This is a genomic window from Pseudomonas sp. 31-12 (assembly GCF_003151075.1).
GTDB lineage: Bacteria > Pseudomonadota > Gammaproteobacteria > Pseudomonadales > Pseudomonadaceae > Aquipseudomonas.
This window is the reverse complement of the sequence record NZ_CP029482.1, coordinates 3,141,022-3,165,799: the sequence shown is the minus strand read 5'-3', so window position 1 is coordinate 3,165,799 and position 24,778 is coordinate 3,141,022. Positions and strand designations below refer to the sequence as shown.

The following is a 24,778-nucleotide window of genomic DNA, read 5'->3' as shown; positions in this document are numbered from 1 at the left end:
CTTTCGTCAGCGTTGTCGATTCAGGCCCCGGTTATTCGACTAGACAGCGAATCACCCACAATCCAGCGGAGACAAGACCATGCGATTCATGATCATTGTGAAAGCCAGCCCGGACTCCGAGGCCGGTGTTATGCCCACCGAGGAACTGATGACCGCGATGGGCAATTACAACGAAGAGCTGACCAAGGCCGGCATCCTCATTGAGTGCGACGGCCTGCAACCGAGCAGCAAAGGCGCCCGGGTGCGATTCTCGGGCGAAAAACGCACGGTCATCGACGGCCCGTTCGCCGAAACCAAGGAGCTGATCGCCGGTTATTGGATATGGGAGGTCAAGTCGAAAGAGGAAGCGATCGAGTGGGTCAAACGCTGCCCCAATCCGATGCCGGGTACCGAAGCTGAGATCGAGATTCGCCCTATATATGGGGCCGAAGATTTCGGCGAAGAGTTCACCCCGCAACTGCGCGAGCAGGAAGAACGGATTCGCGAGCAGATGAAAAAGCGTTGAACCGTTCAGGGCATTAAACGGAACACCACTGCATCATCGTTCTTCGTGGGCAAGCCTCGCTCCTACCGGCGCGAGCTTGTCCGCGACCACCCCCCCTGATTCGCATTAACTCCAGTACACAAACAAACTCCGAAAACTTGTTCAAAAATCCAATGCACCCTCATACCGACTGGCTAACCCGAAGTTAGCTGCTAACTTCAACAGACGTGTCCTACAGGCTTGAAAGGAAAGAGATTACGTCGTAAACGGTAAGGAACGACACCCATTACATCCCACTCGATTTGTGTGGCGGAAAAGTGTGGAAATCCGGGGCCAATATTCTCAACGCCTTCATCGAACCGCAGTGGACCGTGGAGCGCAAAGGCGATGGCCTGCTGCAGTTCACGCTGTTCGCCGGGCTCAATGTCACGTTCGGTAAATGAGGATATCTCTATGCACGGTGCAATTCGCTTGGCCGGCTACAGCCTGATGACCATGTTCGTCAGTTGCGGCGTCGGTGCCCAGGACCTCGATACCCGAGTCGGCAAGATGTTGGAAAACAGTCTACGGGCCCATGAAGCGATCCCCTGGCTCTCTGCCGGTCCGCTGGTGATCGATCTGCCGTCCCGTCCGGCAAACGACGACGCAACGGCCGTGGAAAGACGCCCAAGGGTTCAATAAGGAATTTTATGAATAACCGCCTGTTGCTCACCGCGCTGTCGCTCGCCCTGAGCACCAGCGCCTGGGCCGACTTCACCGCCACGCCTGAAGAAGCCCGGAGCATCGCCAAGGAAGCCTACCTGTACGGATTCCCGGTGGTGGAGATGTACAAAACCCTCTACTCCCAGGCGGTCGACAAAAATAGCGCGAACTTCAAGGCGCCGTTCAACCGGATCGGCAACACCGCGAAGGCGTTCACCGCCAAGGACACTGCGTTCGTCACACCCAACGCCGACACGCCCTACTCGTTCGTCTGGATGGACCTGCGCGCCGAACCGGTGGTGCTGACCTTGCCGCCCATCGACGAGCACCGTTACTACTCTGTGCAATTGATCGACGCCTACACGCAGAACTTTGCGTACCTGGGCACCCGCAGTACGGGCAACAACGGCGGACACTTCATGGTCGCAGGCCCCAACTGGCAGGGTCAGCAACCGATAAAAATGGATCGAATGCTGCGCAGCGAAACCAACATTGCCTACGCCCTGTATCGCACGCAGCTGCTCGATGAAAAGGACCTGGCCAAGGTCAAGAAAGTCCAGAAAGGCTACAAAGTCGAAACGCTGAGCCACTACGTCAAAAAGAAGGCCCCTCCCGCCGCGCCGAAGATTGCCTGGCCGAAACCCACTCCGACCATGAGCGATACGCCGGACCTGTTCCGCTACCTGAATTTCATGCTGGCCTTCGCCCCGGCGCAGGACGCGGAACAGGACCTGCTCGCGCGCTTCAAGACCATCGGTATAGAAGCCGGCATGCCTTTCAGACTGCACGACTTCACATCGGAACAACGCCAGGCCCTGGAAGACGGTATCAGTGATGCCAAGGCCGAATTCGCCCGGTTCAAGAAAGACAAAGTCGATACTCACGAGGTCACCAGCAGCGATTTCTACGGCACCCGCGATCACCTCAAGGGCAATTACCTGTACCGCTACGCCGGCGCCAACATGGGGATCTTCGGCAACTCGGCCGAAGAGGCGAATTACATCGGCTATTTCGTCGACAAGGATGGCCAACCGTTCGATGCCTCGAAACACGATTACACCCTGCATTTCGACAAAGGTGCCCTGCCCCCAGCCGATGCGTTCTGGTCGCTGACGATGTACGACGGCAAAAACAAATTGCTGGTGGCCAACCCGATCAATCGCTATCTGATCAACTCGCGGATGCTGCGCGAGCTCAAGTTCGACGCCGACGGTGGCCTGACCCTTTATCTGCAAAACGAGGCACCGCCCAAGGACTTGCAAAGCAACTGGCTGCCAGCGCCAGAAGGCCCGTTCTTCGGGGTATTACGCCTGTACCTGCCGAAACCGGAAGTCACCAGCGGCCAATGGGAAATGCCCCTGTTGACCCCTGTGATCGGCGACTGAAGGCAAGACCCGAGGACTTTTCGACGGGAAACAGGTAGGGTGCGCAAAATCAAACTGCCACCATCCCCCGGTTTCAGGGAAGCTGTCGCGTCGCGGGTTTTCATGGAGTTGCACACGCAATGAGTTGCTGGACCCTCCTCGGCCTCCCGGCCGATGCCGATACGCGCCGTATCAAACGCCAATACGCCATCCTGCTCAAACAGACGCGCCCGGATGAAGACCCCGAGGGCTTCCAGCGCCTGCGTGAGGCCTATGAGCAAGCGCTGAGCATCAAGGAATGGGAGCAACTGCGCGAGGATGACTCCGACGACGAAGCTTCGTGGGACCTGACCGGGCTGTCGGTGGTTGAAGTCGACACGCTGCAACTGGTCAGCCGTTCGCTGGACGGAATCAGCCGTGTCGAGCTCGAACGACGCCATGCCATCGCCGTCGAACATGGCGCGGCCGATGTCATGGAAGATGCGGTGCTGAGGCATTGCGTCGAACACCTCGAGACCTGCGAAACATTGCTCGAATGGGCGATGGAAACGTTTCACTGGTTCAGTCTCTGGCAGCGACTGGAACTGGACGAAGAGCTGATCGAAGCGTTATCGCAGCAGCGCAAGCGCTTGGCCGAGCGTCGTGAAGCACCGATATTCCTGGCCGGGCAACGGCGTCTCGCCGCAGAACCCGCCGCCACGCCGGAGCATCGCGCTGCCCATCTGCTCTTGGCGCCGGGCTCATTCAATCAACGCCGCGCCCTCGCCCGACGCTTGCGCGAAGGCGATTGGGTACAATGCCGCAAACTCAGCTCTGCGTTGTACGCGCACCACCCGGACATCTGCGCAGGCCTGCCCGGTGGCACGCCGTTCTTCTGGCGCGAGTGGGAACATGCCTACGACAGCTGGCCGATGTACCTGGGGATCGTCCTTGCCTGCCTGATCGGCACCTTTGTTCAGTACGCGCCGTTGGGCACGCGTCTGGGCGGATTGATCGGCGTCGCCGTGTTCTGGTCGGTGATATTCGCGCTCGTCGGTTGGGTACTCAACTGGCTGACGGCGCACGTAGCCCACCGCTTTTGGTTGCTGGACGACCGATTGAGTGTGCGCCTTTCGCCCTCGCTCATGCCCCTGCCGTTTGGCGTGCTGCGTGACTTGATTCCCTGCATTGCGATGGCGGCGGGCATCGGCAACGTATATGGCGTGGTCGGCAGCATCGTTTACGCCGCCACACTGACGGGTGTCGGACTTATACGCCGGCGGGAGGTCAGACCGCAGGTTTCGTGGCAACACGCCAGCCCCTTGCTCAAACGCTGCCTGATGGGCGCGGGCATTTTGGTGCTGGTTTTAATACTCGGCGTGTTCAAAGTGATCTCGAGCCAAGGTACGGTCAACCGCAACCAGGGCCTGCAACAGTGGACCGAACGCTTGTGCAGCCGGATGCCGGTTACCGCCAGCGAATGCAACGCACCGGCCACTGTTGAGCAGTGGTACGGCCAGGAGAAACTGCCATGAACCCGAAATGGCTGTTCCCGGTGGCCACCATTGTGATGCTGATCCTGATGGGGCTGGCCGGTTCTTCGAAATTTGTCGCCCGCATCGATTTGTGGCTGGATCGACACGACGCTCCGCTCACCGCGCAGGCCAACGCCCTGAGCCCGGTGATCGATTGCATCAACCGGGTCGACGTGCATTGGCGGGTCGCCTACGAACTGTACAAATCGCCGAAGCAACCTGCGGAACCGGTGCGAGACTGGATCGCCAACCAGCATGATTTTGACGACAACGGGGCCAGTGATGCGCCCGGCATTCAAAGGGATATCTGTTCGCCGAAAATAAGCGAAAAACTCAAGCTACTGAACTACGACCCACCGCTGGCGTTGAAAGCCGATGCCTACGCGCAGGCATTACAGCAAGTGACGCCCTTTACGCAGCAAATCACCTTTTACCGACAGGCGCGTTTTTCGACCGCCATCAGTGAGGTGCAGCCCGCCTTTGCCGATCAATTCAGGCCCAGGGCGGAGGACTACCTCACGGCGTCAACGGTACTGAGGCAGCAGGTTGAATCGCTCGACCTTGAACAACGGCGCGAGCAACTCAATCTGATCGAAGCACGTCTGGGCAAGGACATTCACTGGTATTTGCTGGCCTACATGATCCAGGCCAGGGACACGCTGAACCTTGTAACCGAGGGTGTGAACAATCGAACCCTGACGCCGCAGGCACTGGCTAAAACCATCGCTGAACTGCAATTGGCCTGGGATTACCGGCAGCAGTTCAGCCGATACCAATTACCGGAAACGCAAAATCGTAACGAAGTACCCCGTTATCTCTGGTCGCACATTGCCAGGCCAACACAGACGTATCTGGATGCCTTGAATGCTCTGCACAGGGACTGGAAGAACAAGGCTGAACCACAGCGATTGAGTGATGATTTTTATGCGGTGACGCGTGGGTATGATTCGCTGATCAGCCATTACAATCGGTTGGCGCGGGCTGAGTATTGATTGATGTGTTGTTATTGAGGCCTCATCGCGGGCAAGCCCGCTCCCACAGGTTTACGCGTTTCCCTGTGGGAGCGGGCTTGCCAACGAAGAGGCCATCAGCCTCACTGCATCATTTGGACTTAAGCTTCAGATACGACTGATGCAAATCCGACGCCCAGCCATCGATCACCCCTTTCACATCATCGGCCTTCATCACCTGAGAGTCGTTTTCCAGCGGTTTACCGGTGCCCTTGCGCACGACCTGGGCTAACACATGGTTGTTGCCGCCATCGAGGAATACCGCTTCGGTAGCCAGATCGGTCTGCTGATCACGAATACCGCTGGCCGTGCTGACCGCCGCGGCCACCAGCGCAATCGGGATCACTTCGTAAGGTTTCAGCCCTTCTGTCTTGCTGCTCACCGCCGTAATTGCAGCGCGCACTACCATCACGCCTGGGCCGGGACCTGCGGCCAATGGCAGGGATTTACCCACTTCACGCTTCAGCGCCTGGTCGTAGTAACCGGTGATGCCATTGAGGGTGGCCTGCGGGATTTTCACCGTCGGTTGCGGTTTCGGATACAGCTGGGTCGGCTCAATGTAGACGCTGGTGAATTTATTCATGTCGAGCTTGGGGTCGACCCAACGCATCACCGTCGCACCGGAGGGCGACTTGGCTTCCTTGAGTTGGCTGTAGTCCTTGAGAAAACCTGAATACTGGTCCGGCTCAACGACTTTGCTGGCACATCCCACCACCCCGATCGAGGCAATGCACAACGTGCCCATCATTAACGCAAGCTTCATGCTGTAACTCCTGTCAGAAGGCCGACAACGGTATTGCATAGGGGAATTACAGTTATAGCTAACACACGGCGTTTTGTTTTCAAAAAGCACAATATTCATCTATCGCTGCGCAATGGCTCACAAGCGCCGGGTCTTCACCACGAAGAGCCACTCTTCAACGCCAACTCCCGTCGACTGTTCGCCCGCATCGCCTTGATCAACGACACCGTGCCCACCAAGATAATCACCCCGGCGAACAGGAAGTCGATGGTGTACAGCTGGAAGTCTTTCATCGGCCCCACCAACAAGACCCGGATCGCACCGATACTCACCAGCGTGGCGAGAAAATCGATCCCCGGCTCATCGCGGTAGAACACGTGCAGCAGCGGCAGGCACAGCACCAGCAACAAGAGCAGCACGATCACTTTGAATGAGCCTTTGCGCTCGACGCTGAACGCGCATTCGTGGGCACCGTAAGCCTTGTAGTCCTCGTCACGGATCATCGAGTTGCGTTCGTTGATGAAGTCGACGCGGTTGTACTTCTGGATCGGCGTGAAGGTGTTCGACATCTCCATCAGCGTGGTGATGTTCTTGAACCTCAGATCAATGCGCTCGTTGCCCTTGAGGTAGTACAGCACCGGTTTGTAGCCGTAGCGGTAGGTATCGAAGGGAAAATCCGTGGCCCGGCCCTGAACCCCGATGGGCCTTGGTTCGAGTTCGGCGTAGGCGCTTTTGCTGGCCGACGCGAGGTTGCGGCTCAGCGGCTGAACCTTGACCTGTTCAAGGAAAATCGGCGTGACGCCGAACGACCACTGCAGGGGTTCCAGGCGCAGGCGCAGTTCGTTGCGACCCAGGTCGTAGCGGTTGAAGGTGCGCTCGGACACCACCACGGCGCCACTGAGCATGAACTCCCCGCGCACGGTGTTGGTGATGCGCAGCGTCAGTTGATCCCTGCCCAGCGCCGCGGCATCGCTGGCCAGTGGCGTGCCGCACCAGGCCGTACTGTCGAAGGCTCCGCCCAACTGGCCGTCACGGTTTTCCTTGAACACATAAAAATAACTGGCCCACAGCGCCAACATCAGCAACAGCGCAATCAGCCCCAAAACCTTCTTGCCCACACTCAAACCAGACTCCTTTCTTGACTGACTCCCTTTCGAGTTGCGGACTCTACCAAAATGCCATCATCGGCCCAAGAAAAAATACAAGAGCACGCCTCGCCACAGGGCGCTGCTCGACAGCTGCTACAAAAAATCTGACACTCTCGTGTCAGCGTCTTCTGAACAACGGCCGCGGTTCAATCACTGAACGTCCATAGAGCACACTCATCCCGGCCAGTCCCTTCAGCGCGTCCTCAGCGGATTTGTCTTCACGCACCGCAAAGCTGTCGAACCCGCATTGGCGCATGTGGCTGAGCTGATCGCGCAGCACATCACCGACCGCGCGCAATTCGCCGGTCCAGCCCAATCGAGTTCGTAGCAAATACGCTTGGCTGTAACCGCGCCCATCGCGAAAACTCGGGAAATCCAGGGCGATCAAGGGCAGCTTCTCGAACCAGGGCTTGAGGCTTTCCACCTCATCGTCCGGCCCCAGCCAGACCGCATGCGGTGCTGGCGCTTGAAGCCAGCGACTCAGCGGCAAAATCACCGACCCGTCCGGCAGCTCACCCTCTACGTCCCGGACCAGCACCCACGGATCGTCAGTCACAATCCGCGCGCCACCCTCCTCCAGTCGCAACAGATTGTTCATGCCGAAACCTCCAGCATCTTCGGATACACCTGCTCCTTGAACGGCTCCAGACCGATGCGCTGCAAGGTGTCGACGAACAGTTCCTCGCTCTCGCGGTAGTCAACGAACGTGGCGATGATCCGCTCGATCACCCCGGGCACCTCAGCTGCGCTGAACGATGGGCCGATGACCTTGCCCAAGGCGCTGTTCTTGCCCTGGCTGCCACCGAGGGTGATCTGGTACCACTCGCTGCCGTTCTTATCGACCCCCAGAATGCCAATGTTGCCGATGTGGTGGTGACCGCAGGCGTTCATGCAGCCGGAGATGTTCAGGCTGATGTCACCCAAGTCGTGGAGGTAATCCAGGTCCTCGAAACGCGCCTGGATCGCTTGGGCAATCGGGATCGATTTGGCGTTGGCCAGCGCGCAGAAGTCGCCGCCGGGGCAGGCGATGATGTCGGTCAGCAAGCCGATGTTGGCGCAGCCCAGGCCCTGCTCGCAGGCCAGGCACCACAGCGTATAAAGATCGGCCTTGGGCACGTCCGGCCGCACGATGTTCTGTTCATGGGCGATGCGAATCTCGCCGAAACCGAACTGCTCGGACCACTCGGCCACGGCCAGCATTTGCGCGGTCGTCACGTCCCCGGGCGGTGAGTCGAAACCCGGTTTGGTCGACAACACCACGCTGGTGTAGCCCGCGACCTTGTGCGGCTGGACATTGCGCGTGACCCAACGCGCGAAGGCCGGGTTCTCGGCCAGGCGCGTGCCGAAATCCAGGTCCGTGTCGGACAGCGAACGGTAGTCGGGGGATACGAAGGCACTGGCGACCCGCTCATATTCGACGTCGGTCAATTGCGCCGGACCGTCCTTGAGGTATTGCCATTCCTCCTCCACTTCCCTGGCGAACGCTTCGATGCCCAGGGCCTTGACCAGAATCTTGATCCGCGCCTTGTACTTGTTGTCGCGCCGGCCGTGGCGGTTGTAGACCCGCAGCACCGCCTCGACGTAGGACAGCAAATGCTGCCACGGCAAACCCTCGCGAATCTGCAAGCCAAGGATCGGCGTACGTCCCAGCCCGCCGCCGACAATGACCCGCAACAGCATTTGCCCGCTGTCATCGCGGTAAAGGTAGAGGCCGATGTCATGCATCATGATCGCGGCGCGGTCCTGTTCCGCCGAACAGATGGCGATCTTGAACTTGCGCGGCAGGTAGAGGAATTCCGGGTTGATGGTCGACCACTGGCGCAGGATCTCGGCCAGCGGTCGCGGGTCCATCAGCTCATCCGCCGCGACACCGGCAAACGCTTCGGTGGTGATGTTGCGCACGCAGTTGCCGGAGGTCTGGATCGCGTGCATTTCGACCTGGGCAAGGCGTTCGAGAATGTCCGGCACCTGCGCCAGCTCGATCCAGTTGAACTGCATGTTCTGCCGGGTGGTGAAGTGGCCATAACCGCGATCGTAGTCCCGGGCGATGCTCGCCAGCGTGCGCATTTGCGTGGCGCTCAGGGTGCCGTAGGGAATCGCCACGCGCAGCATGTAGGCGTGCTTTTGCATGTAGAGGCCGTTCTGCAGGCGCAACGGCAGGAACTCTTCCTCGCTCAATTCGCCCGCCATGAAACGCTCGACCTGATCGCGAAACTGCGCAACCCGTTCGAAGACCAAGGCCCGGTCATAGTCGTCGTACTGATACATGTGGCTACCTCATCAGGATCTGGCATAGAACCTGTGGGAGCGGGCTTGCTCGCGAAAGCGGAGTGTCATTCAACTTCTCCGTCAGCTGACATACCGCTTTCGCGAGCAAGCCCGCTCCCACAGGGATTGCGGTGGGTGCCGAGCTCTGTGGCTCGTTGAGGCAGTGACTATGAACCTGCGGCGCAGCGCGTTACAGATTCACCTGAATACTAAAAAACCGTATCAGAGTGCGTCAGATCACCGCAGGTATGCCCCGTATCTGATCCGCATAAACTCGGTTTTTCTGAGTCTGTTTTGTTTAAGGCAGGCTTTCTACAGTTGACGGCATGCCAGTCCGGGTGGCCTGGCAAGACTTTGCAACCGTGGAAGCATTGACCATGAGCACAGCAATAATCGGACAGGCCTATAACTACAAGGTCGTGCGCCAATTCGTCGTGGCAACCATTGTCTGGGGTGTCGTGGGGATGGCGATGGGGGTGTGGATCGCCTCGCAACTGGTGTGGCCCGAGATGAACCTCGACCTGCCGTGGACCACCTTCGGCCGCTTGCGCCCGCTGCACACCAGCCTGGTGATTTTCGGCTTTGCCGGCAGCGCGCAATTCGCCGCCAGTTACTACGCGGTGCAGCGCACGTGTCAGGTGCGGCTGTACTCCGACAAACTGGCCTCGTTCACTTTCTGGGGCTGGCAATCGGTGATCGTGGTGATGCTGATCACTTTGCCGCTGGGCTACACCACCACCAAGGAATACGCCGAGATCGAATTCTCCGGCGCGGTGTGGATGACCGTGGTGTGGGTCGCTTACGCCATCGTGTTCTTCACCACCGTGGTGCAGCGCAAGACCAAACACATTTATGTCGGCAACTGGTTCTTCGGCGCGTTCATCGTGGTGATCGCGATGCTGCACGTGGTCAATCACCTGTCGATCCCGGTGGACTGGTTCAAGTCCTATCCGGTGTATTCCGGGGCCACCGACGCCATGGTGCAGTGGTGGTACGGGCACAACGCCGTGGGCTTTTTCCTGACCACCGGGTTCCTCGGGATGATGTATTACTTCGTGCCGAAACAGGTCGGCCGGCCGGTGTATTCCTATCGGTTGTCGATCGTGCACTTCTGGGCACTGATCACCCTGTACATCTGGGCCGGTCCGCATCACTTGCACTACACCGCGCTGCCGGACTGGGCGCAGTCACTGGGCATGGCGATGTCGCTGATCCTGCTGGCGCCGAGCTGGGGCGGGATGATCAACGGCATGATGACCCTCTCGGGCGCCTGGCATAAATTGCGCACCGACCCGATCCTGCGCTTTTTGGTGCTGTCGCTGGCCTTCTACGGGATGTCGACCTTCGAAGGGCCGATGATGGCGATCAAGACAGTGAACGCCCTCTCCCACTACACCGACTGGACCATCGGCCACGTCCACGCCGGTGCTCTCGGTTGGGTGGCGATGATCACCTTTGGTGCCATTTACCACATGGTCCCGAAAGTCTTCGGACGCGAGCAGATGTTCAGCACGCCGCTGATCAACCTGCACTTCTGGCTGGCGACCATCGGCACGGTGTTGTACATCGCCTCGATGTGGGTCAACGGCATCACCCAAGGGTTGATGTGGCGTGCGATCAACGACGACGGCACGTTGACCTATTCGTTTGTGGAAGCCTTGCAGGCCAGCCATCCGGGGTTTGTGGTGCGCTTTGCCGGCGGGGTGTTCTTCCTCAGCGGGATGTTGCTGATGGCGTACAACGTGTGGCGCACCGTGCGGGTGGCGGACGTGGCGATGGCTGAACGTGATGCGCAGTTTGCGTGAGGTTTGAGATGACCGAGATTGTGCTGAATCTGTTTGGGGTCGTGGGGTTTTGGCTGGCGATTGAATATTGCCTGAAACACCAGACGGCTGAGAGTCTGGAGGATGCGAGTCTGATTCCGTTTGCGGATGACCCTGAGGTGGCGCGGCGGGTGGAGTTGGCGACGGGGAAAACCGTGAAAGCAGTGGCGCCGGAAGAAGCTAAAACAGGCTGGGGCAACCTGGAAATCTGACACCTCACCTGACTAATGTTGGAGGCAGCCTTTGTGGCGAGGGGATTTATCCCCGTTGGGTCGCGAAGCGGCCCCAAAAAAGGGACTGCTGCGCAGTCCAACGGGGATAAATCCCCTCGCCACAAAAGCTCGGCCGCACAATGGATTGGTGGATTCAACCGCGTTCGCGGGGAATAAGGCTCTGCAACTGCTGCGCCAGGAAGTTCGCATCGAACGCAAACGTATCCGGATCCTTCAGCCCATTGGTCTTGCGCCACTGCCAATTCGTGGCCGGCGGCAGGCACACCAGCGAAATGCTGCCATACCGGGCAGCCGTCAAGCCCATCACCGCCAGTGAAATCTGACCACCGGCGCCCATCACATCCGGCACAAACTCCACCGGTTTGCCGGCGATGACAATGCTCAGTTTCTCGGTCTTGAACGTCGACGTCTCGACGGGAACGCTCGGCCCTGAAGCGACGTACACCTCGCGACTCACTTCCAGCAGATTCGGCACCTGGACCGGTTCCAGCCACTGCTGGATCTGGTCGAACAGTTCACCGATGCGCGTCGCCCACACGGCCGATTGCGACTCAAACACTTGCTTCTTGTGCGCTTCGCTTTCTGCATAGTGGCGAAGCATCTCGCCCAGTTGCTGTACGTCGTCCATTGCGGTGTTCCTTTGGTTGAAGCGGTGCTGCGGACGTTGAGCATGGCAGATGCGCGGGATCGGCGTACGACTAAAAGCGTGAACGGTATTGGCTGGGGGTCATGGCCAGGTATTTGCGAAATGCACTGCCCATGTGTGACTGATGGGCGAATCCCGAATCGAGGGCGATGCTGGCCAGGGTCAGGTCTGTGTGTTCGATCATCCGGCGTGCCGCTTGAAGCCGCACCTCCACCAGAAAAGCATGGGGCGTCAGGCCGATCGCCTGGGTGAAATCGCGAAGAAAACGCAGCGGGTTTTGTCCGTAGGTGTCGGCCAATTGCGCGTTCGTCAGAGGCTGCTGGAACTGTTCGGCGATCTGGTCCAGCACACGAGCGAAGGACGTGGACGTGATCCGCTGCGGGGTGTCGATTTTCCGGTGGGTCAATTCGACGAGCCCCAGCGCACATTGCTCAAACGCCAGCAGATCAGACTGCGGCGCGAGCAACAGTCGCCGCAAGTCTCGTGCAAGAGCCAGCGCAGGTCGATTGCCTGAAGACTGCATACGGTGGGTGACGCTGGGTAACTGTTCCTCGGCAAACTGTTCGTCCAGGCGCATCAGCAGGTATTCACCGCCGGTGGCAGACTCGGAAAATACCTCGACGCCGATCGGTGTATAAGCCAGGACGCCGGGCAAGGTATCGAAATCCATTCGACGGTCAGAATCGATGGCGTGCACGCCCTGTTGACGCTCCAGCGTGACCCCGAGCGTTTGCGACTGCGCCGCGTCACGCGCGCTGTACGCCGCACGGGGCAAGAGTTGCAGGCAGACTTTGCCGTCGAACAAACGCTGACTCATGACGTCAGGCATGTGAAATTTCCTGATAGATCGAAACCGGGATCCACTGGACACTCTCTCGCAAAGGGTTGCCAACAACAGGAGCACGCCATGCGCACCATCGGCCTTATCGGCGGCATGAGCTGGGAGTCCAGCGCCGAGTATTACCGCCTCATCAACCAACAGGTTCGCGACCGGCTCGGGCCGTTGCGTTCGGCGAAATTGTTAATGTACAGCGTCGACTTCGGCCCTGTCGAACAGGCCCAGCATGCCGGGCGCTGGGACGATGCGGCGGCGATTCTGGTGGATGCGGCGCGCCGGCTCGAGGCCGGAGGCGCCGAGTGCGTGGTGCTGTGTACCAACACCATGCACAAGGTGGCCGGGCAAATTCAGGCAGCGATCAGTGTTCCGTTCTTGCATATCGCCGACCCGACCGGCCAGGCCGCCGTGGACGCTGGAGCGCTGAAAGTCGGTTTGCTCGGGACTGCCTTCACCATGGAACAGGACTTTCTCAAGGATCGTCTGAGCACGATGGGATTGACGGTGCTGGTGCCGGAAACAGAGGAACGCCAGGCCGTGCACCGGATTATCTATGACGAGTTGTGCGTCGGGGTGATCAGCGAGGAATCACGCAAGATTTATCAGCAGGTCATCGAATCGCTAACCCGGCAAGGCGCCCAGGCGATCATTCTCGGCTGCACCGAAATCGGCCTGCTGATCAAACCCGAGCACAGCGCCCTGCACTTGCTCGACACCACCGCACTGCATGCGCAGGCGGCGGTGGCGTTCGCGTTGGGCGACTGAGTCAGTCAGACCTTGGCGTGCGACGCAGGCGCGCCATGCTCAAGGTGTCGACCAGTCGGCCGTCACGCACGGCATAGTCGCGGAACAGGCCTTCGGTCTCGAAGCCGAATTTGCGGTAGAGCCCGATGGCCGCTTCGTTGTCGGCGTACACCGAAAGCTCGACCCGTTGCAGGTTCATCCAGTTGTCGGCGACGTCCAGCGCCGCCGCCAGCAGTTTTGATCCCACGCCTTTGCCCTGCCATTCCACCGCGACCGCCATGCCGAGACTGCCGGCATGGCTGCGGCGAATTCGCGAGAATTGCTCCAGGCCAATGTTGCCGATGACCGCGCCCTGATGCAGCGCCACCAGTTTCACCAGCCGCTCGTTGTCCGATGCCAGGCGTTGACGCCAGATCTCGGTGGATTGAAACGGCATTTGCAGGACCTGACGGGTGATGGCCGGATCGTTGTAGAGCGCGGTGACGCCGTTGATGTGGGATTCGCTGAAGCGTTCGAGGGTGATGACAGAATCGGTGGCGGGCATGGGTGACTCATCCTTGATGCAGACATGGCCGATCACTCTATAACGCGCTCTTCCTGTCTGGCGAGAACCTTTGTGGTAGCGGGCTTGCTCGCGAATGCGGTGGGTCAGTTAACTTTGATTTGTCTGACCCTCCGCTTTCGCGAGCAAGCCCGCTCCCACAAAGGGACAGCCTTCAACTTACGAACCAGTCTCGCCGTTCATTGAAGGTGTTATGGATCAGTTCGACGATCATCTGCACCTCCGCCTGCCCCGCAGACTCGGCATTCACCGCCATCCACACCTGGCGCTGCATCGGTTGGTCGAACAATCCCGATAACGCGACCAGCCCCCGGTCAAACTGGCTGATGTAATTGGGCAGCAAACCGATGCAGGCGCTGCAACGGATCATCTCCAGCATCAGCTCATAAGAATGCAACTGCACCACACCGGCCAAACGCTGATCCACCACGCCATTCCACGGCCGGAAACACTCGACCTGACGGTCCGGCTGCCATTGCACCAGCATGAAATCGGCCAGGTCATCGAGGCTGTCGGGCCGGGCCGCAACCCGTGAATACCGTTTGGCGATGTGTGGCAGATAATCCAGTCGGGCCAAAGGCTGAGGCTCGCTGATCGGGAAACTCGGGCCCGGCAGCGGTGACTCGGGGCCCGCCAGCCATAGCACCACGTCGGCACTGACCGCTTGCAGCGACAGCTCACTGTCCAACGTGATGATGTCGAGGCGCACGCTGGCGTTGCGTCGCAGCAGCGACACCAGGTCGCGGCCCAGGATGTCGTGCAGAATCGACTCGGAAACAGCCAGGCGGATCAACGGCTGTTCGATCACCGGCACGTCGTGTTCATGGGCCAGAGCGATCAGTTGCGCCTGAAGCTGCAACCCCTCGCGGCTCAAGGCCAGGCCATTGTCCTGATGATTGAACAACGAACACTGCAATTGCGTTTCGAGCTGCGCCAGGTGTTTGCGCAACTGGGTTGATTTGATATTGAGGCTGCGGGCCGCCTGCATGAAACAACCGCAACGGGCGCTGACCCGGAAAGACTGCGCCAGTACCGGATCGATACCGGCGGCGCGGGTGGATTCCATGAATGACATCAATGACTCCTGTCGATCTATCCTTGAAGCCCTCATCCTGCGCAGCGTTTATGAACCTGACGTGACAGCCGAAGCGGAAAATCGATTCAGCCGCCGGGGGGTTGCCGAAAACTCACCGCCAGACGATTCCAGCTATTGATGGTCGTGACGGCGATGGTCAAGTCGACCATTTCACTTTCGTTGAACTGCTCCCGAGCCAAGGCGTAGACGTCATCCGGCACATGGCTTTCAGAGAGCAGCGTTACTGCTTCGGTCCAGGCCAGCGCGGCGCGTTCGCGAGGGTTGAAGAAGCCGCTGTCGCGCCACACCACAATCGAATACAAACGCCGATCGGTCTCGCCGAGGCGCCTGGCGTCCACCGAATGCATGTCGGTGCAAAAGGCGCAGCCATTGAGTTGCGAGGCGCGGATCTTGATCAGATGCAGCAACGCCGGATCGATACTGAGATTGCTGGTCAACGCCTCCATGGCAATCATCGCTTTCATCGCCTTGGGCGATGCGCTGTAGTAATCCAGGCGGGAACTCATGGGGGGCGGCCTCTGGGATCGAATAGAGACCTCCAAGGTAGGCGCTGATGCGCGGACCTTACAGATCCAATTCAGCGAAAAAGTCGTGGACCACTCGCCGCCAGACCAATCCGCGGTTTTTCGTCCACGCAACTTCTGCGCAGCCGCTCATGCGGGTAATCTGGCGCGACGCACACGCGCCTCAATCGCCCCGGGAGCCTCGCCGGTATGGAACTTCATGTTGTCATCAACGGCCGCAAGGACCTGGCAGGCCAGTTGTACAACCAACTGCGCAGCGCCATCGAATCCGGCCGTCTGGCAGCCGGGACGCAGCTGCCGCCCAGCCGCTTGCTGGCCGAACAGCTGGGCATTTCGCGCAAGACCATTTCCGACACCTATGCGCAATTGACCTATGAGAATTTTCTCACCGGAGTGATCGGCAAAGGCACCTTCGTCAATGCCCGCACAGCCAAAGCCGCACCCAAGCAAAGCCATTCGCAGCTGGCGAGCTTTGAGGTGATCGAGTCCTGGCGCAACCTGCCGGTGTTTCTGCGCCACCCAACGCTGGAAGGCTCGTTACGCTACGACTTCATCGGCGGCGCCACCAGCAAAGGCCAGTTTCCGCAGGACGATTGGCGGCGCTGCACCTCCCACGCGTTGCGCCAGATTGCCGCCTCAAAAGGCTTCTACAGCCTGCCCGAAGGCTTGCCGGCGCTGCGCAACGCCATCGCCCGGCACATCGCGTTTTCCCGCGGGGTCAATTGCCAGGACGAAGACGTGGTGGTGTGCAACGGCGCGCAGCAGGCGCTGGACCTGATCTCCCGGGTGCTGACGCGTCCAGGCAGCATTGTCGCCATGGAAGACCCTGGCTACCCGCCGGCTCGCCTGTTGTTTGGCACCCATGGGGCCACGGTGATCGGGGTGCCGGTGGATGCCGAAGGGATTGAGGTGGACAAGATCCCCTTGGGAACCCGGCTGATTTATGTCACGCCGTCCCACCAGTTCCCGCTGGGCATGCCGATGAGTCAGGCACGCCGGGTGGCGCTGCTGGAACGGGCCTATGAGTTGGGCGCGATCATCATCGAGGACGATTACGACAGCGAATTCCGCTACGAAGGCCGGCCTACCGATTCACTGCAGAGCATGGATGAGCGCGGCATTGTCGCCTACGTCGGGACCTTTTCAAAAACCATGCTGCCAGAGCTGCGGCTAGGTTATGCGGTGTTACCGCCGGCGATTCTGGAAGCCGTGATCCGCGCCAAGCAGCTCACCGACCTGCACACCTCCACCCTGCCCCAATGGGCACTGGCCAAATTCATCGCCGAAGGCTGCCTGCTCAAGCACATCCGACGCTGTCATACGATCTATGCCGGGCGCCGCGAACGGATCCTGACACGTATGGCAGACGACCTTTCACCCTGGCTCGAGCCTGTGCCCACCACGGCAGGGTTTCACATGACAGTTATGTGCAAAGTGCCTATCGATATTCCATTGGTGATCGAATTGGCCAAGAAGGTCGAAGTCGGGCTCTACGCCATCGACAGCTTTTTCTACCAGCAAACACCACGGGCCGGGTTTTTCCTGGGCTTTGGCGCCATAGAAACCCTGGACATCGACATCGCCCTGGACCGTTTGCGTGACATTTTGCAGCAGGTGGCCTGACCGATTGGTCTGCGGCTTTATCCGGCGATTGGCTATTGGCGGTCCCAAGGTGCAGGCCTATCCTGCATAAGCGTTATCCCTCAATGAGCAGGATTCGTCCGGCCTGATTCAGGAGTGTGAGCAATGTCCAACGAAGTGACCAATACCGTAATGGTGCAGGCCGCCGCCGGCCGCTCGGAAGAACTGGGTAAGCAACTGCAAAAGATTGTCGACACCCTGCGCCAGCAACCGGGCTGTGATTCCTATATGGTCGACCGCTGCCCCGAGGACAGCAACCGCTGGACCGTCAGCGCCCGTTGGCAATCGGAAGCGGCCATGCAATCGCATTTCAACTGCCCCGAAGTACAAGGCTTTATTGGCCTGATCGACAGCCAGTTGGCTAATTCCGTCGATTTCAACAGCTTCCCGATCCGCTGAACGCCCTGTAGATACCCTGTGGTGAGGGGATTTATCCCCGTTGGGCCGCGAAGCGGCCCCCTGCATTCCTCCAGACGAACAGAGTTTGCAGGATTGACGACTGCTTCGCAGCCGAACGGGGATAAATCCCCTCGCCACAGGGCAGTTACATCAATCATGGGCTGGATTGGTCCCCTCACCTTCACGAATATTGGCTGTTTGATTGGCCCCACCTGCGGACTATCGTTGGTTCTGACAACAAACCACCGCAGGTGAAGAACCATGAAAGCTTTGCGTTTCCTTGCTGCTCCGTTAACCGCCCTCGCCCTGACTGTTTCAGCGACTGCCATTGCCCACGAAAACCCGTCAGAGAAGGTCACGGTTCTGCAGGATGAGGCGCTGAAAAACGTGCCTGGCAAAAAAGCCATGATGATCGAGGTCGACTACAAACCCGGCCAATCCTCGATTGCCCACAAGCATGACGGCACCGCCATGGCCTACGTCCTTGATGGCGCGGTCACCTCGCAAGTGAAGGGCGAGAAAGCGACCACCTACAAGGCTGGGCAGTATTGGTACGAACCAGCCGGTTCGGAACACCTGGTCTCGAAAAACGCCAGTGCAACCAAGCCTGCCAAGCTGTTGGTATTCATGGTCTTGTCGCCGGACGAAAAAGTGTTGATCCCTTTGGAAAACTGATAGCTGAAGAGATAGCCATAAATAAAAAGACCCGAATTAACTTTCCGGGTCTTTTTATTTCCCTGCGTCATTACCGGGCATGTTTTAAACCTAATTAAACTATTGGCCGCCCAACAAGTTCGGTCATTGGCTATTTCATTCAGCAACGACAGGTTTAGTCTGGACCCACGCGGGATTAATCCGACATTACAACGTTCCGACTCAAGTTGTTTCACTGGAGAAACACCATGAAACTTGCGCTCGTCAGTACATTAACAATGACCGTCCTCCTGGCCGGCTGCTCGGTTCCCACCGCGCCCAAAGCCGTGTCTTCGCCGGACGGCCTCTTCAGCGAACCGGTTGGCCGCAGCAGTGCCACGCAGGTTCCCAACGGCAGCCAGGTTTCGTTGGGCGTCGTCTACAGCCGCAACACCCAGACCAATCGTGCCTACCTGCAGCACTACCAAGCCAACGCCGGCACCGGTTTCGGCCAGAGCCTGCTGGTGCAGTCGATCCACGACGCCTACGTCGCCACCTCCAGACCGGACCATGCGGTAGATTGGGTCAAGGCATCCTTGCAACGTCAGTTCGGCTCGGTAACCGTGTACCCGAATATGCAAAGCCTCAAGGCGGCGAAGCCCGATGTGGTCGCCATTGTCGACACCCGCAGCCAATTGATGATGTCGCGCAGTTCGGATATCGAGGCGAATGTAAGTGCGCAGTTCTATGACTCCAACTTCAACTACATCGGCACTGCACAAGGGCATGATGCCAGAGCGTTGAGTCCGGTATGGGCGGATTACAAACGCAGTGAAGAGATCGTGGCGGATATTAACGAACAGCAGAATGTGCAAGTCAGGGCACTGCAGAAGTTTGACCAGTCGCTCAGTAATTTACTGACCAGACCGACAAACAAAGTGTCGATGATTGATAACACAACAGCTCAGAAGTTGTATTAAGGCTAATGTCCCCATCGCGAGCAGGCTCGCTCCCACAGTTTGAAATGCATTCCAATGTGGGAGCGAGCCTGCTCGCGATGAGGCCAGATCAGCCAACACAAAACCTGCAGGCAAAAAAAACCCCGCATCTCTCAATGCGGGGCTTTTTCAGTCAACGCCTGATCAGGCAGCCGGTTCCAGCTCGGCCGCGGCAGTGACAGGTGCAGGCACTACCGCTTGCCCGCTCAACGCCAGGTCCAACAGTTCACGGTTGGCCACCGCGTACATGGCGTAGTCAGTGCCACTGGCGGCACGGATTTCCACCAGCATGGCGCGCCAGCGTTCGATCATGCCGTTGTGCTCTTTCATCCACAGCGCCAGGCGTGTTTCCACGTCCAGAGTGCCGTCGCCCTGTTGCAGGACGGAGATGGTGATCGCACGTTGCTGCCAGTCGACGTCATCACGGAACGCTTCACGGGCCAGGGCCTGCCAGTTGTTTTCAACCGGCAGAGCGCTGATCTGTTGCAGGTACCAGGTGATGTCCAGCGCGCTGCCCACGGCGAAGTAAGCCTTGGCCACGTCTGCAGGGTTCTGGCCGGTCACGTCGGAAGCTTCGATGATCGGCAGCAGGGTGTACAGGTGCGTGGTGCCAGCCACCATGCGCGCCAGCAACTCCGGCACACCGGCTTCGACGTACGCTTGATAACGCGCCTGCCAGGTTTCGCGGATCTCGCCGCTGAGCAGATCGTCGAGCTTGAGGCCCAACTCCTTCAGGTGCGGACCGAAATGCGCGACGTCACGGGCAGCATTCTGCTCGTTGCGACGGGCACGCAGGAACCAGCGCGTGGCGCGACGGCCCAGGCGCATCAGCTCGTCCATCAGCTCCAGTTGCACGTCGGCGGAGACCTGGTAATCCAGGGCTTCGATCTGACGGAACCAGTGCGGGAGATGGAAGATGTCACGCACGATCACGTAGGCACCGGCCACGTTCGCCGGGCTCATGCCGGTCGACTCTTTGAGTCGTTGAACGAAGGTAATGCCCATGTGGTTCACCAGATCGTTGGCGATCTGGGTGCTGACGATTTCGCGCTTCAGACGGTGACGGCGCATGGCTTCGGAGAACTTGCTCACCAGGCTCGGCGGGAAAGCGGTTTCCATGTCGCGCGTCAGGTAGTCGTCGTCCGGCACCAGGGAGTTGAGCAGCGCTTCCTTGAGGTCGATCTTGCTGTAGGAGATCAGCACCGACAGTTCGGCACGGGTCAGGCCATGGCCTTCCACGAGGCGTTCGTTGATTGCCTCTTCAGCCGGCAGGAACTCGATGGCGCGATCCAGCTTGCCGCGGCCTTCCAGATCGTTCATCAGGCGCTTGTATTCGGCAATCCGCACGAAAGCACGGCGGGCCGCCAGGGACAGGGCCTGAGTCTGCTTGTAGTTGTTGCCCAACACCAGATTGCCGACTTCGTCGGTCATGCTCGCCAGCAACTGGTTGCGTTGCTTGTCGGTCATGTCACCGGCCTGAACCACTTCGTTCAGCAGGATCTTGATGTTCACTTCGTGGTCGGAGCAGTCCACGCCACCGGCGTTGTCGATGAAGTCGGTGTTGGAACCGCCGCCATTGAGGCCGAATTCGACACGACCCAGTTGGGTCATACCGAGGTTACCGCCCTCGCCCACGACTTTGCAGCGCAGTTCGTTGCCGTTCACGCGGAGTGCATCGTTGGCCTTGTCGCCGACATCGGCGTGGCTTTCGCTGCTGGCTTTGACGTAGGTGCCGATACCGCCGTTCCACAACAGGTCCACCGGGGCCTTGAGCAAGGCATTGAGCAGTTCGGTCGGGGTCAGCTTGTCAGCCTGGATGTCGAAGCGCTCTTTCATCTGCGGGGAAATCGCGATGCTTTTTGCGCTGCGGGAGAAGATCCCGCCGCCTTCGGACATGATGCTGGTGTCGTAATCCGACCAGGCCGAACGCGGCAGGTCGAACAGGCGCTGACGCTCGGCGAAGCTGTTCGCCGGCTCCGGGTTCGGGTCGATGAAGATGTGCAGGTGGTTGAACGCTGCGACCAGTTGCAGCTTGTCGGACATCAACAAGCCATTACCGAACACGTCACCGGCCATGTCGCCGACGCCCACCACGGTGATGCTGTCTTCCTGGACATTGATGCCGCGTTCGCGGAAGTGACGTTGAACGCCGACCCACGCGCCTTTGGCGGTAATGCCCATTTTCTTGTGGTCGTAACCGGCAGAACCACCGGACGCGAACGCGTCACCCAGCCAGAAGCCGTAGTCGATAGCGATACCGTTGGCGATGTCGGAGAAGGTCGCAGTGCCCTTGTCCGCAGCGACCACCAGGTACGGGTCATCGTCGTCATGACGCACGACGTTGGCCGGCGGAACCAGCGCGCCGTCTTTCAGGTTGTCGGTAATGTCCAACAGGCCCGAGATGAAGATGCGGTAGCAGGCGATGCCCTCGGCCGCGATCTCGTCTCGGCTGCCGCCCAGCGGCAGACGGCGCGGCAGGAAGCCGCCCTTGGCGCCCACTGGCACGATGACCGAGTTCTTCACTTGCTGGGCTTTTACCAGGCCCAGGACTTCGGTGCGGAAGTCTTCTTCACGGTCGGACCAGCGCAGACCGCCGCGAGCGACGTTGCCGAAACGTAGGTGCACGCCTTCAACGCGTGGCGAGTAAACGAAGATTTCGAACTTCGGTACTGGCTTCGGCAGCTCTGGAATCTGGTGCGGGTTGAACTTGAAGCTGAAGTAGGACTTGTTCTTGCCGTTCGCATCGGTCTGGTAGAAGTTGGTCCGCAGCGTGGCCTTGATCAGGTCCAGGTAGCGACGCAGGATGCGGTCTTCGTTCAGCACCTGGACTTCGTCCAGAGCGGCAATGATCGCGTGTTCCAGGCGTTGCTGCTTGTCTTCCAGATCGTCGCCGGTGAGCTTGCGCGCCAGGTAGAAACGGGTCTTGAACAACCGGGTCAACTCGCGAGCGATGTCGGTGTGGTTGTTCAGGGTGCTGGCGATATAACCCAGGTCGAAGCCCAGGCGGATCTGCTTCATGTAACGGGCGTAGGCACGCAGCAGCGCCACATCACGCCAAGGCAGGCCGGCGGTCAGCACCAGGCGGTTGAACGCATCGTTCTCGGCATCGCCACGCACGATGTGGACGAAGGCGTCCTGCAAGGTGTCGTTGAGTTGCTGGATATCGAGTTCCAGGCCTTCAGCAGCGGTGAATGCAAAGTCGTGAATCCAGAACTCGCGGCCACTGTTATGACGCAGGCGGTACGGGAATTCGCCCAGCACGCGCAGGCCGAGGTTTTCCAGGATCGGCAATACGTCGGACAGCGCCAGCGGCGTGTCGGCGTGATACAGCTTGCAGTGCAACTCGCGCTGACCGGAGACCTGGCCCAGTGGCTGATAGAAACTCATCACCAGTGGATTTTTTTCGTTCAGGCTCAGCAGGTGCTGCATGTCGACCACGGCCGAGTGGGCAGCGAAGCGCTCGCGGTACCCGGCCGGGAAGCCTTTAGGGAAGTCAGCCAGCACGTTGGTGCCGTGGGCTTCGCCGAAGCTTTCGACGATCAGGCTGGCGTAGTCGTCCTGCCAGCTGCGGCAGGCTTGCACGACTTCTTTTTCCAGCAGGACCGGGTCGATGTCGAGACGGTTCTTCGGATCTACGCGCAAGATCAGTTGTACGCGAGCCAGCACGGATTCGGAGAAGAAGGTCCAGAACTCGCAGTCAGAGGCTTTCAGGCGATCCATCAGCACTTGCTGGATCTTCTGGCGCACTTCGGTGGAGTAGATGTCACGCGGGACGTAGGCCAGGCAGTAGCAGAAACGGCCGTACGGGTCTTTGCGCAGGAACACGCGGATCTTGTTGCGTTCCTGGATCTGCACGATTGACATCACGGTGCTGAACAGCTCGTCCACCGGGGTCTGGAACAGATCATCGCGTGGCAGCACTTCGACCACCTGCGCCAGCTCCTTGCCCAGGTGAGCCTTGGGCTGGAAGCCGGAACGGCGTTCGATTTCTTCGACCTTGCGGCGGATGTACGGAATGACCCGCACGCTCTCGCCATACACCGAAGAGGTGTACAGGCCCATGAAACGGCATTCCTTGATGACTTTGCCGTCGGCGTCGATTTCACGGATCGACACGTAGTCCGGGTAGGCCGGACGGTGCACACGGCTTGGGTGTGCAGCCTTGGCGAACGACAACAGGGTCGGTTCGCGCAGGTAGTTCACGGCATAGTCTTCGATGCGCAGGTCATCGTAGGTCAGGCCGGTGCGCAGCAGCTTGGTCAGACCCAGGAACGAATCCTGGTCGTAGACGATGTGGCCGCCGTCGACTTCATCGCGAACCACGAATTCTTCATAGCCCAGGAACGTGAAGTGGTTGCCCACCAGCCATTCCAGGAAGCTTTTGATTTCAGCTTTTTCTTCTGGATCAACCGCGAACTGGCTGCTGTCCAGGTGGCTCAGGATTTCCTGGACCTTGGCTTTCATCGGTTCGAAATCGGTGACCGCGACGCGGACTTCACCGAGAACCTGCTCCAGCTCTTTGCTCAGGACATTGAGCTCGGCCGCGTTGGCGCAACGGTCGATTTCCAGGTACATCAGCGATTCTTGCAGAATGCCTTCGCCCTGAGTGCCTTTCGGCAGGATTTCCAGCAGCTCGCCCTTGCTGCCGCGACGCACGCTCAGCACAGTGGTTTGCAGGGTGTGAATGCTGTAGCCGCGACGGTTCAGCTCGGTACGCACCGAGTCCACCAGAAATGGCAGGTCGTGGTGCAGCACTTCGACCGCGGTGTGGGTCGACTGCCAGCCGTGGCGTTCGTAGTCAGGGTTGTAGACGCGCACTTGCGGTTGCGCGTGATCGAAGCGCTCAAGCAGGCGCCACGCAGAAAGGGTGCAGCCGGCGAGGTCGGACAACCGACGCTGGGTCAGCTCATCCAGGGAAATGATGCCGAAGAATTGTTCAGCGAACAGCGCCACTTGTGGCAGTGCCTGTTCACTGATGTGCTGGGCCAGTGCCGCTTGCAGTTGGTGCTGGAAGTCGGCTTTGCTGGCTGCGGTGAAGAACGCCATCTGTGGTACTCCGCTTGGGCTTGTTATTGATGGAAGCGTCGCGTGCAAAACCCCTTTCGGGGCGATCCGTCACCCTGTTCCTGATTCTCGGGCAGAGGAAACAGGATGACAGGTGGGTGAAGCTGGACGAGACACTCAGGTCACATTCACCTTCCATGGATGGCTATCGGCAAAAACGCCTGTGCGATGAATTGCACAATGTCTTTACGGATATCCATTCGATGCGCAGCTTAACGAGTGCGGCAAGGCCTGTGCTTGCGGCGCTGCGACATATTCGGTCATCGGTACGCAGCTCGCGGCATACGCCTCGAACAACACTAGCAGTCGTGCAGGAAAACGGGCGTTTTATCCCCGGTTTTACGGCTT

23 protein-coding genes are annotated in these 24,778 nt (G+C 59.3%); 13 read left to right on the top strand and 10 right to left on the bottom strand.

Annotated elements, in window-relative coordinates:
* Positions 1 to 79: 79 nt before the first annotated feature.
* From DJ564_RS14980 to DJ564_RS14960, 6 genes are all read left to right on the top strand, one after another.
* Positions 80 to 505, top strand: a complete 426-nt coding sequence (locus tag DJ564_RS14980; RefSeq protein ID WP_109630691.1) for a YciI family protein — start codon at positions 80 to 82, stop codon at positions 503 to 505.
* 296 nt (positions 506 to 801) lie between these two features.
* Positions 802 to 927, top strand: coding sequence for a hypothetical protein (locus tag DJ564_RS32410; protein ID WP_256597507.1), 126 nt, complete (start codon positions 802 to 804; stop codon positions 925 to 927).
* Positions 928 to 937: 10 nt separating this feature from the next.
* Positions 938 to 1,165: a hypothetical protein gene (locus DJ564_RS14975; RefSeq protein WP_109630688.1), complete on the top strand. Its 228-nt coding sequence runs from the start codon at positions 938 to 940 to the stop codon at positions 1,163 to 1,165.
* 8 nt (positions 1,166 to 1,173) lie between these two features.
* On the top strand, positions 1,174 to 2,571 hold the full coding sequence (locus DJ564_RS14970; protein ID WP_109630685.1) for a DUF1254 domain-containing protein: 1,398 nt from the start codon (positions 1,174 to 1,176) through the stop codon (positions 2,569 to 2,571).
* A 119-nt stretch (positions 2,572 to 2,690) separates the two neighbouring features.
* Entirely contained in the window at positions 2,691 to 4,064 is a 1,374-nt protein-coding gene (locus tag DJ564_RS14965) for a J domain-containing protein (protein WP_109630682.1), read from the top strand.
* A 20-nt stretch (positions 4,065 to 4,084) separates the two neighbouring features.
* Positions 4,085 to 5,056 carry a DUF3829 domain-containing protein gene (locus tag DJ564_RS14960; RefSeq protein ID WP_256597506.1) on the top strand — a complete coding sequence of 324 codons (972 nt, stop codon included), beginning with the start codon at positions 4,085 to 4,087 and terminating at the stop codon, positions 5,054 to 5,056.
* 109 nt (positions 5,057 to 5,165) lie between these two features.
* On the opposite strand, the gene DJ564_RS14955 is transcribed toward DJ564_RS14960, so the two are convergent.
* The 4 genes from DJ564_RS14955 to DJ564_RS14940 all read right to left on the bottom strand — a co-directional run bounded on the left by DJ564_RS14955 (position 5,166) and on the right by DJ564_RS14940 (position 9,232).
* On the bottom strand, positions 5,166 to 5,837 hold the full coding sequence (locus DJ564_RS14955; protein WP_109630676.1) for a DUF3313 domain-containing protein: 672 nt from the start codon (positions 5,835 to 5,837) through the stop codon (positions 5,166 to 5,168).
* 134 nt (positions 5,838 to 5,971) lie between these two features.
* The gene (locus DJ564_RS14950) at positions 5,972 to 6,940 is read right to left on the bottom strand and encodes a hypothetical protein (RefSeq protein WP_109630673.1); all 969 of its coding nucleotides are present in this window, start codon (positions 6,938 to 6,940) and stop codon (positions 5,972 to 5,974) included.
* Between the two features lie 142 nt (positions 6,941 to 7,082).
* The gene (locus tag DJ564_RS14945; protein ID WP_109630670.1) at positions 7,083 to 7,562 is read right to left on the bottom strand and encodes a DUF934 domain-containing protein; all 480 of its coding nucleotides are present in this window, start codon (positions 7,560 to 7,562) and stop codon (positions 7,083 to 7,085) included.
* Positions 7,559 to 9,232: a nitrite/sulfite reductase gene (locus DJ564_RS14940; protein WP_109630668.1), complete on the bottom strand. Its 1,674-nt coding sequence runs from the start codon at positions 9,230 to 9,232 to the stop codon at positions 7,559 to 7,561. The genes DJ564_RS14945 and DJ564_RS14940 overlap by 4 nt, the downstream gene beginning before the upstream one ends.
* Positions 9,233 to 9,609: 377 nt before the next feature.
* Between DJ564_RS14940 and ccoN the strand changes: the two genes are divergently transcribed.
* Positions 9,610 to 11,037, top strand: coding sequence for a cytochrome-c oxidase, cbb3-type subunit I (ccoN, locus tag DJ564_RS14925; RefSeq protein WP_109630665.1), 1,428 nt, complete (start codon positions 9,610 to 9,612; stop codon positions 11,035 to 11,037).
* A gap of 8 nt (positions 11,038 to 11,045) precedes the next feature.
* Positions 11,046 to 11,267 carry a CcoQ/FixQ family Cbb3-type cytochrome c oxidase assembly chaperone gene (locus DJ564_RS14920; protein WP_109630662.1) on the top strand — a complete coding sequence of 74 codons (222 nt, stop codon included), beginning with the start codon at positions 11,046 to 11,048 and terminating at the stop codon, positions 11,265 to 11,267.
* Positions 11,268 to 11,421: 154 nt separating this feature from the next.
* Here the strand turns inward: DJ564_RS14920 and DJ564_RS14915 are convergent, their stop codons facing one another.
* Positions 11,422 to 11,916 carry a hypothetical protein gene (locus DJ564_RS14915; RefSeq protein WP_109630659.1) on the bottom strand — a complete coding sequence of 165 codons (495 nt, stop codon included), beginning with the start codon at positions 11,914 to 11,916 and terminating at the stop codon, positions 11,422 to 11,424.
* Positions 11,917 to 11,986: 70 nt separating this feature from the next.
* Positions 11,987 to 12,763: a helix-turn-helix domain-containing protein gene (locus DJ564_RS14910; RefSeq protein WP_109630657.1), complete on the bottom strand. Its 777-nt coding sequence runs from the start codon at positions 12,761 to 12,763 to the stop codon at positions 11,987 to 11,989.
* 78 nt (positions 12,764 to 12,841) lie between these two features.
* On the opposite strand from DJ564_RS14910, the gene DJ564_RS14905 reads away from it, so the two are divergent.
* The gene (locus tag DJ564_RS14905; protein ID WP_109630654.1) at positions 12,842 to 13,534 is read left to right on the top strand and encodes an aspartate/glutamate racemase family protein; all 693 of its coding nucleotides are present in this window, start codon (positions 12,842 to 12,844) and stop codon (positions 13,532 to 13,534) included.
* Position 13,535: 1 nt separating this feature from the next.
* Here DJ564_RS14905 and DJ564_RS14900 read toward each other — a convergent pair whose 3' ends face one another.
* From DJ564_RS14900 to DJ564_RS14890, 3 genes are all read right to left on the bottom strand, one after another.
* A complete protein-coding gene (locus DJ564_RS14900) occupies positions 13,536 to 14,057 on the bottom strand; it encodes a GNAT family N-acetyltransferase (RefSeq protein WP_109630651.1) in 522 nt (173 codons plus the stop codon).
* Between the two features lie 172 nt (positions 14,058 to 14,229).
* Positions 14,230 to 15,150: a LysR family transcriptional regulator gene (locus tag DJ564_RS14895; protein WP_178082300.1), complete on the bottom strand. Its 921-nt coding sequence runs from the start codon at positions 15,148 to 15,150 to the stop codon at positions 14,230 to 14,232.
* 86 nt (positions 15,151 to 15,236) lie between these two features.
* Positions 15,237 to 15,677, bottom strand: a complete 441-nt coding sequence (locus tag DJ564_RS14890) for a carboxymuconolactone decarboxylase family protein (RefSeq protein ID WP_109630644.1) — start codon at positions 15,675 to 15,677, stop codon at positions 15,237 to 15,239.
* A 207-nt stretch (positions 15,678 to 15,884) separates the two neighbouring features.
* Between DJ564_RS14890 and DJ564_RS14885 the strand changes: the two genes are divergently transcribed.
* The 4 genes from DJ564_RS14885 to DJ564_RS14870 all read left to right on the top strand — a co-directional run bounded on the left by DJ564_RS14885 (position 15,885) and on the right by DJ564_RS14870 (position 19,348).
* Positions 15,885 to 17,318 carry a PLP-dependent aminotransferase family protein gene (locus DJ564_RS14885; RefSeq protein ID WP_109630642.1) on the top strand — a complete coding sequence of 478 codons (1,434 nt, stop codon included), beginning with the start codon at positions 15,885 to 15,887 and terminating at the stop codon, positions 17,316 to 17,318.
* Between the two features lie 123 nt (positions 17,319 to 17,441).
* A complete protein-coding gene (locus DJ564_RS14880; protein ID WP_109630639.1) occupies positions 17,442 to 17,735 on the top strand; it encodes an antibiotic biosynthesis monooxygenase family protein in 294 nt (97 codons plus the stop codon).
* Between the two features lie 261 nt (positions 17,736 to 17,996).
* Positions 17,997 to 18,410: a cupin domain-containing protein gene (locus tag DJ564_RS14875; RefSeq protein WP_109630636.1), complete on the top strand. Its 414-nt coding sequence runs from the start codon at positions 17,997 to 17,999 to the stop codon at positions 18,408 to 18,410.
* 227 nt (positions 18,411 to 18,637) lie between these two features.
* On the top strand, positions 18,638 to 19,348 hold the full coding sequence (locus tag DJ564_RS14870; RefSeq protein ID WP_109630633.1) for an ATPase: 711 nt from the start codon (positions 18,638 to 18,640) through the stop codon (positions 19,346 to 19,348).
* Between the two features lie 162 nt (positions 19,349 to 19,510).
* On the opposite strand, the gene DJ564_RS14860 is transcribed toward DJ564_RS14870, so the two are convergent.
* A complete protein-coding gene (locus DJ564_RS14860; RefSeq protein ID WP_109630628.1) occupies positions 19,511 to 24,412 on the bottom strand; it encodes an NAD-glutamate dehydrogenase in 4,902 nt (1,633 codons plus the stop codon).
* Between the last annotated feature and the right edge of the window lie 366 nt (positions 24,413 to 24,778).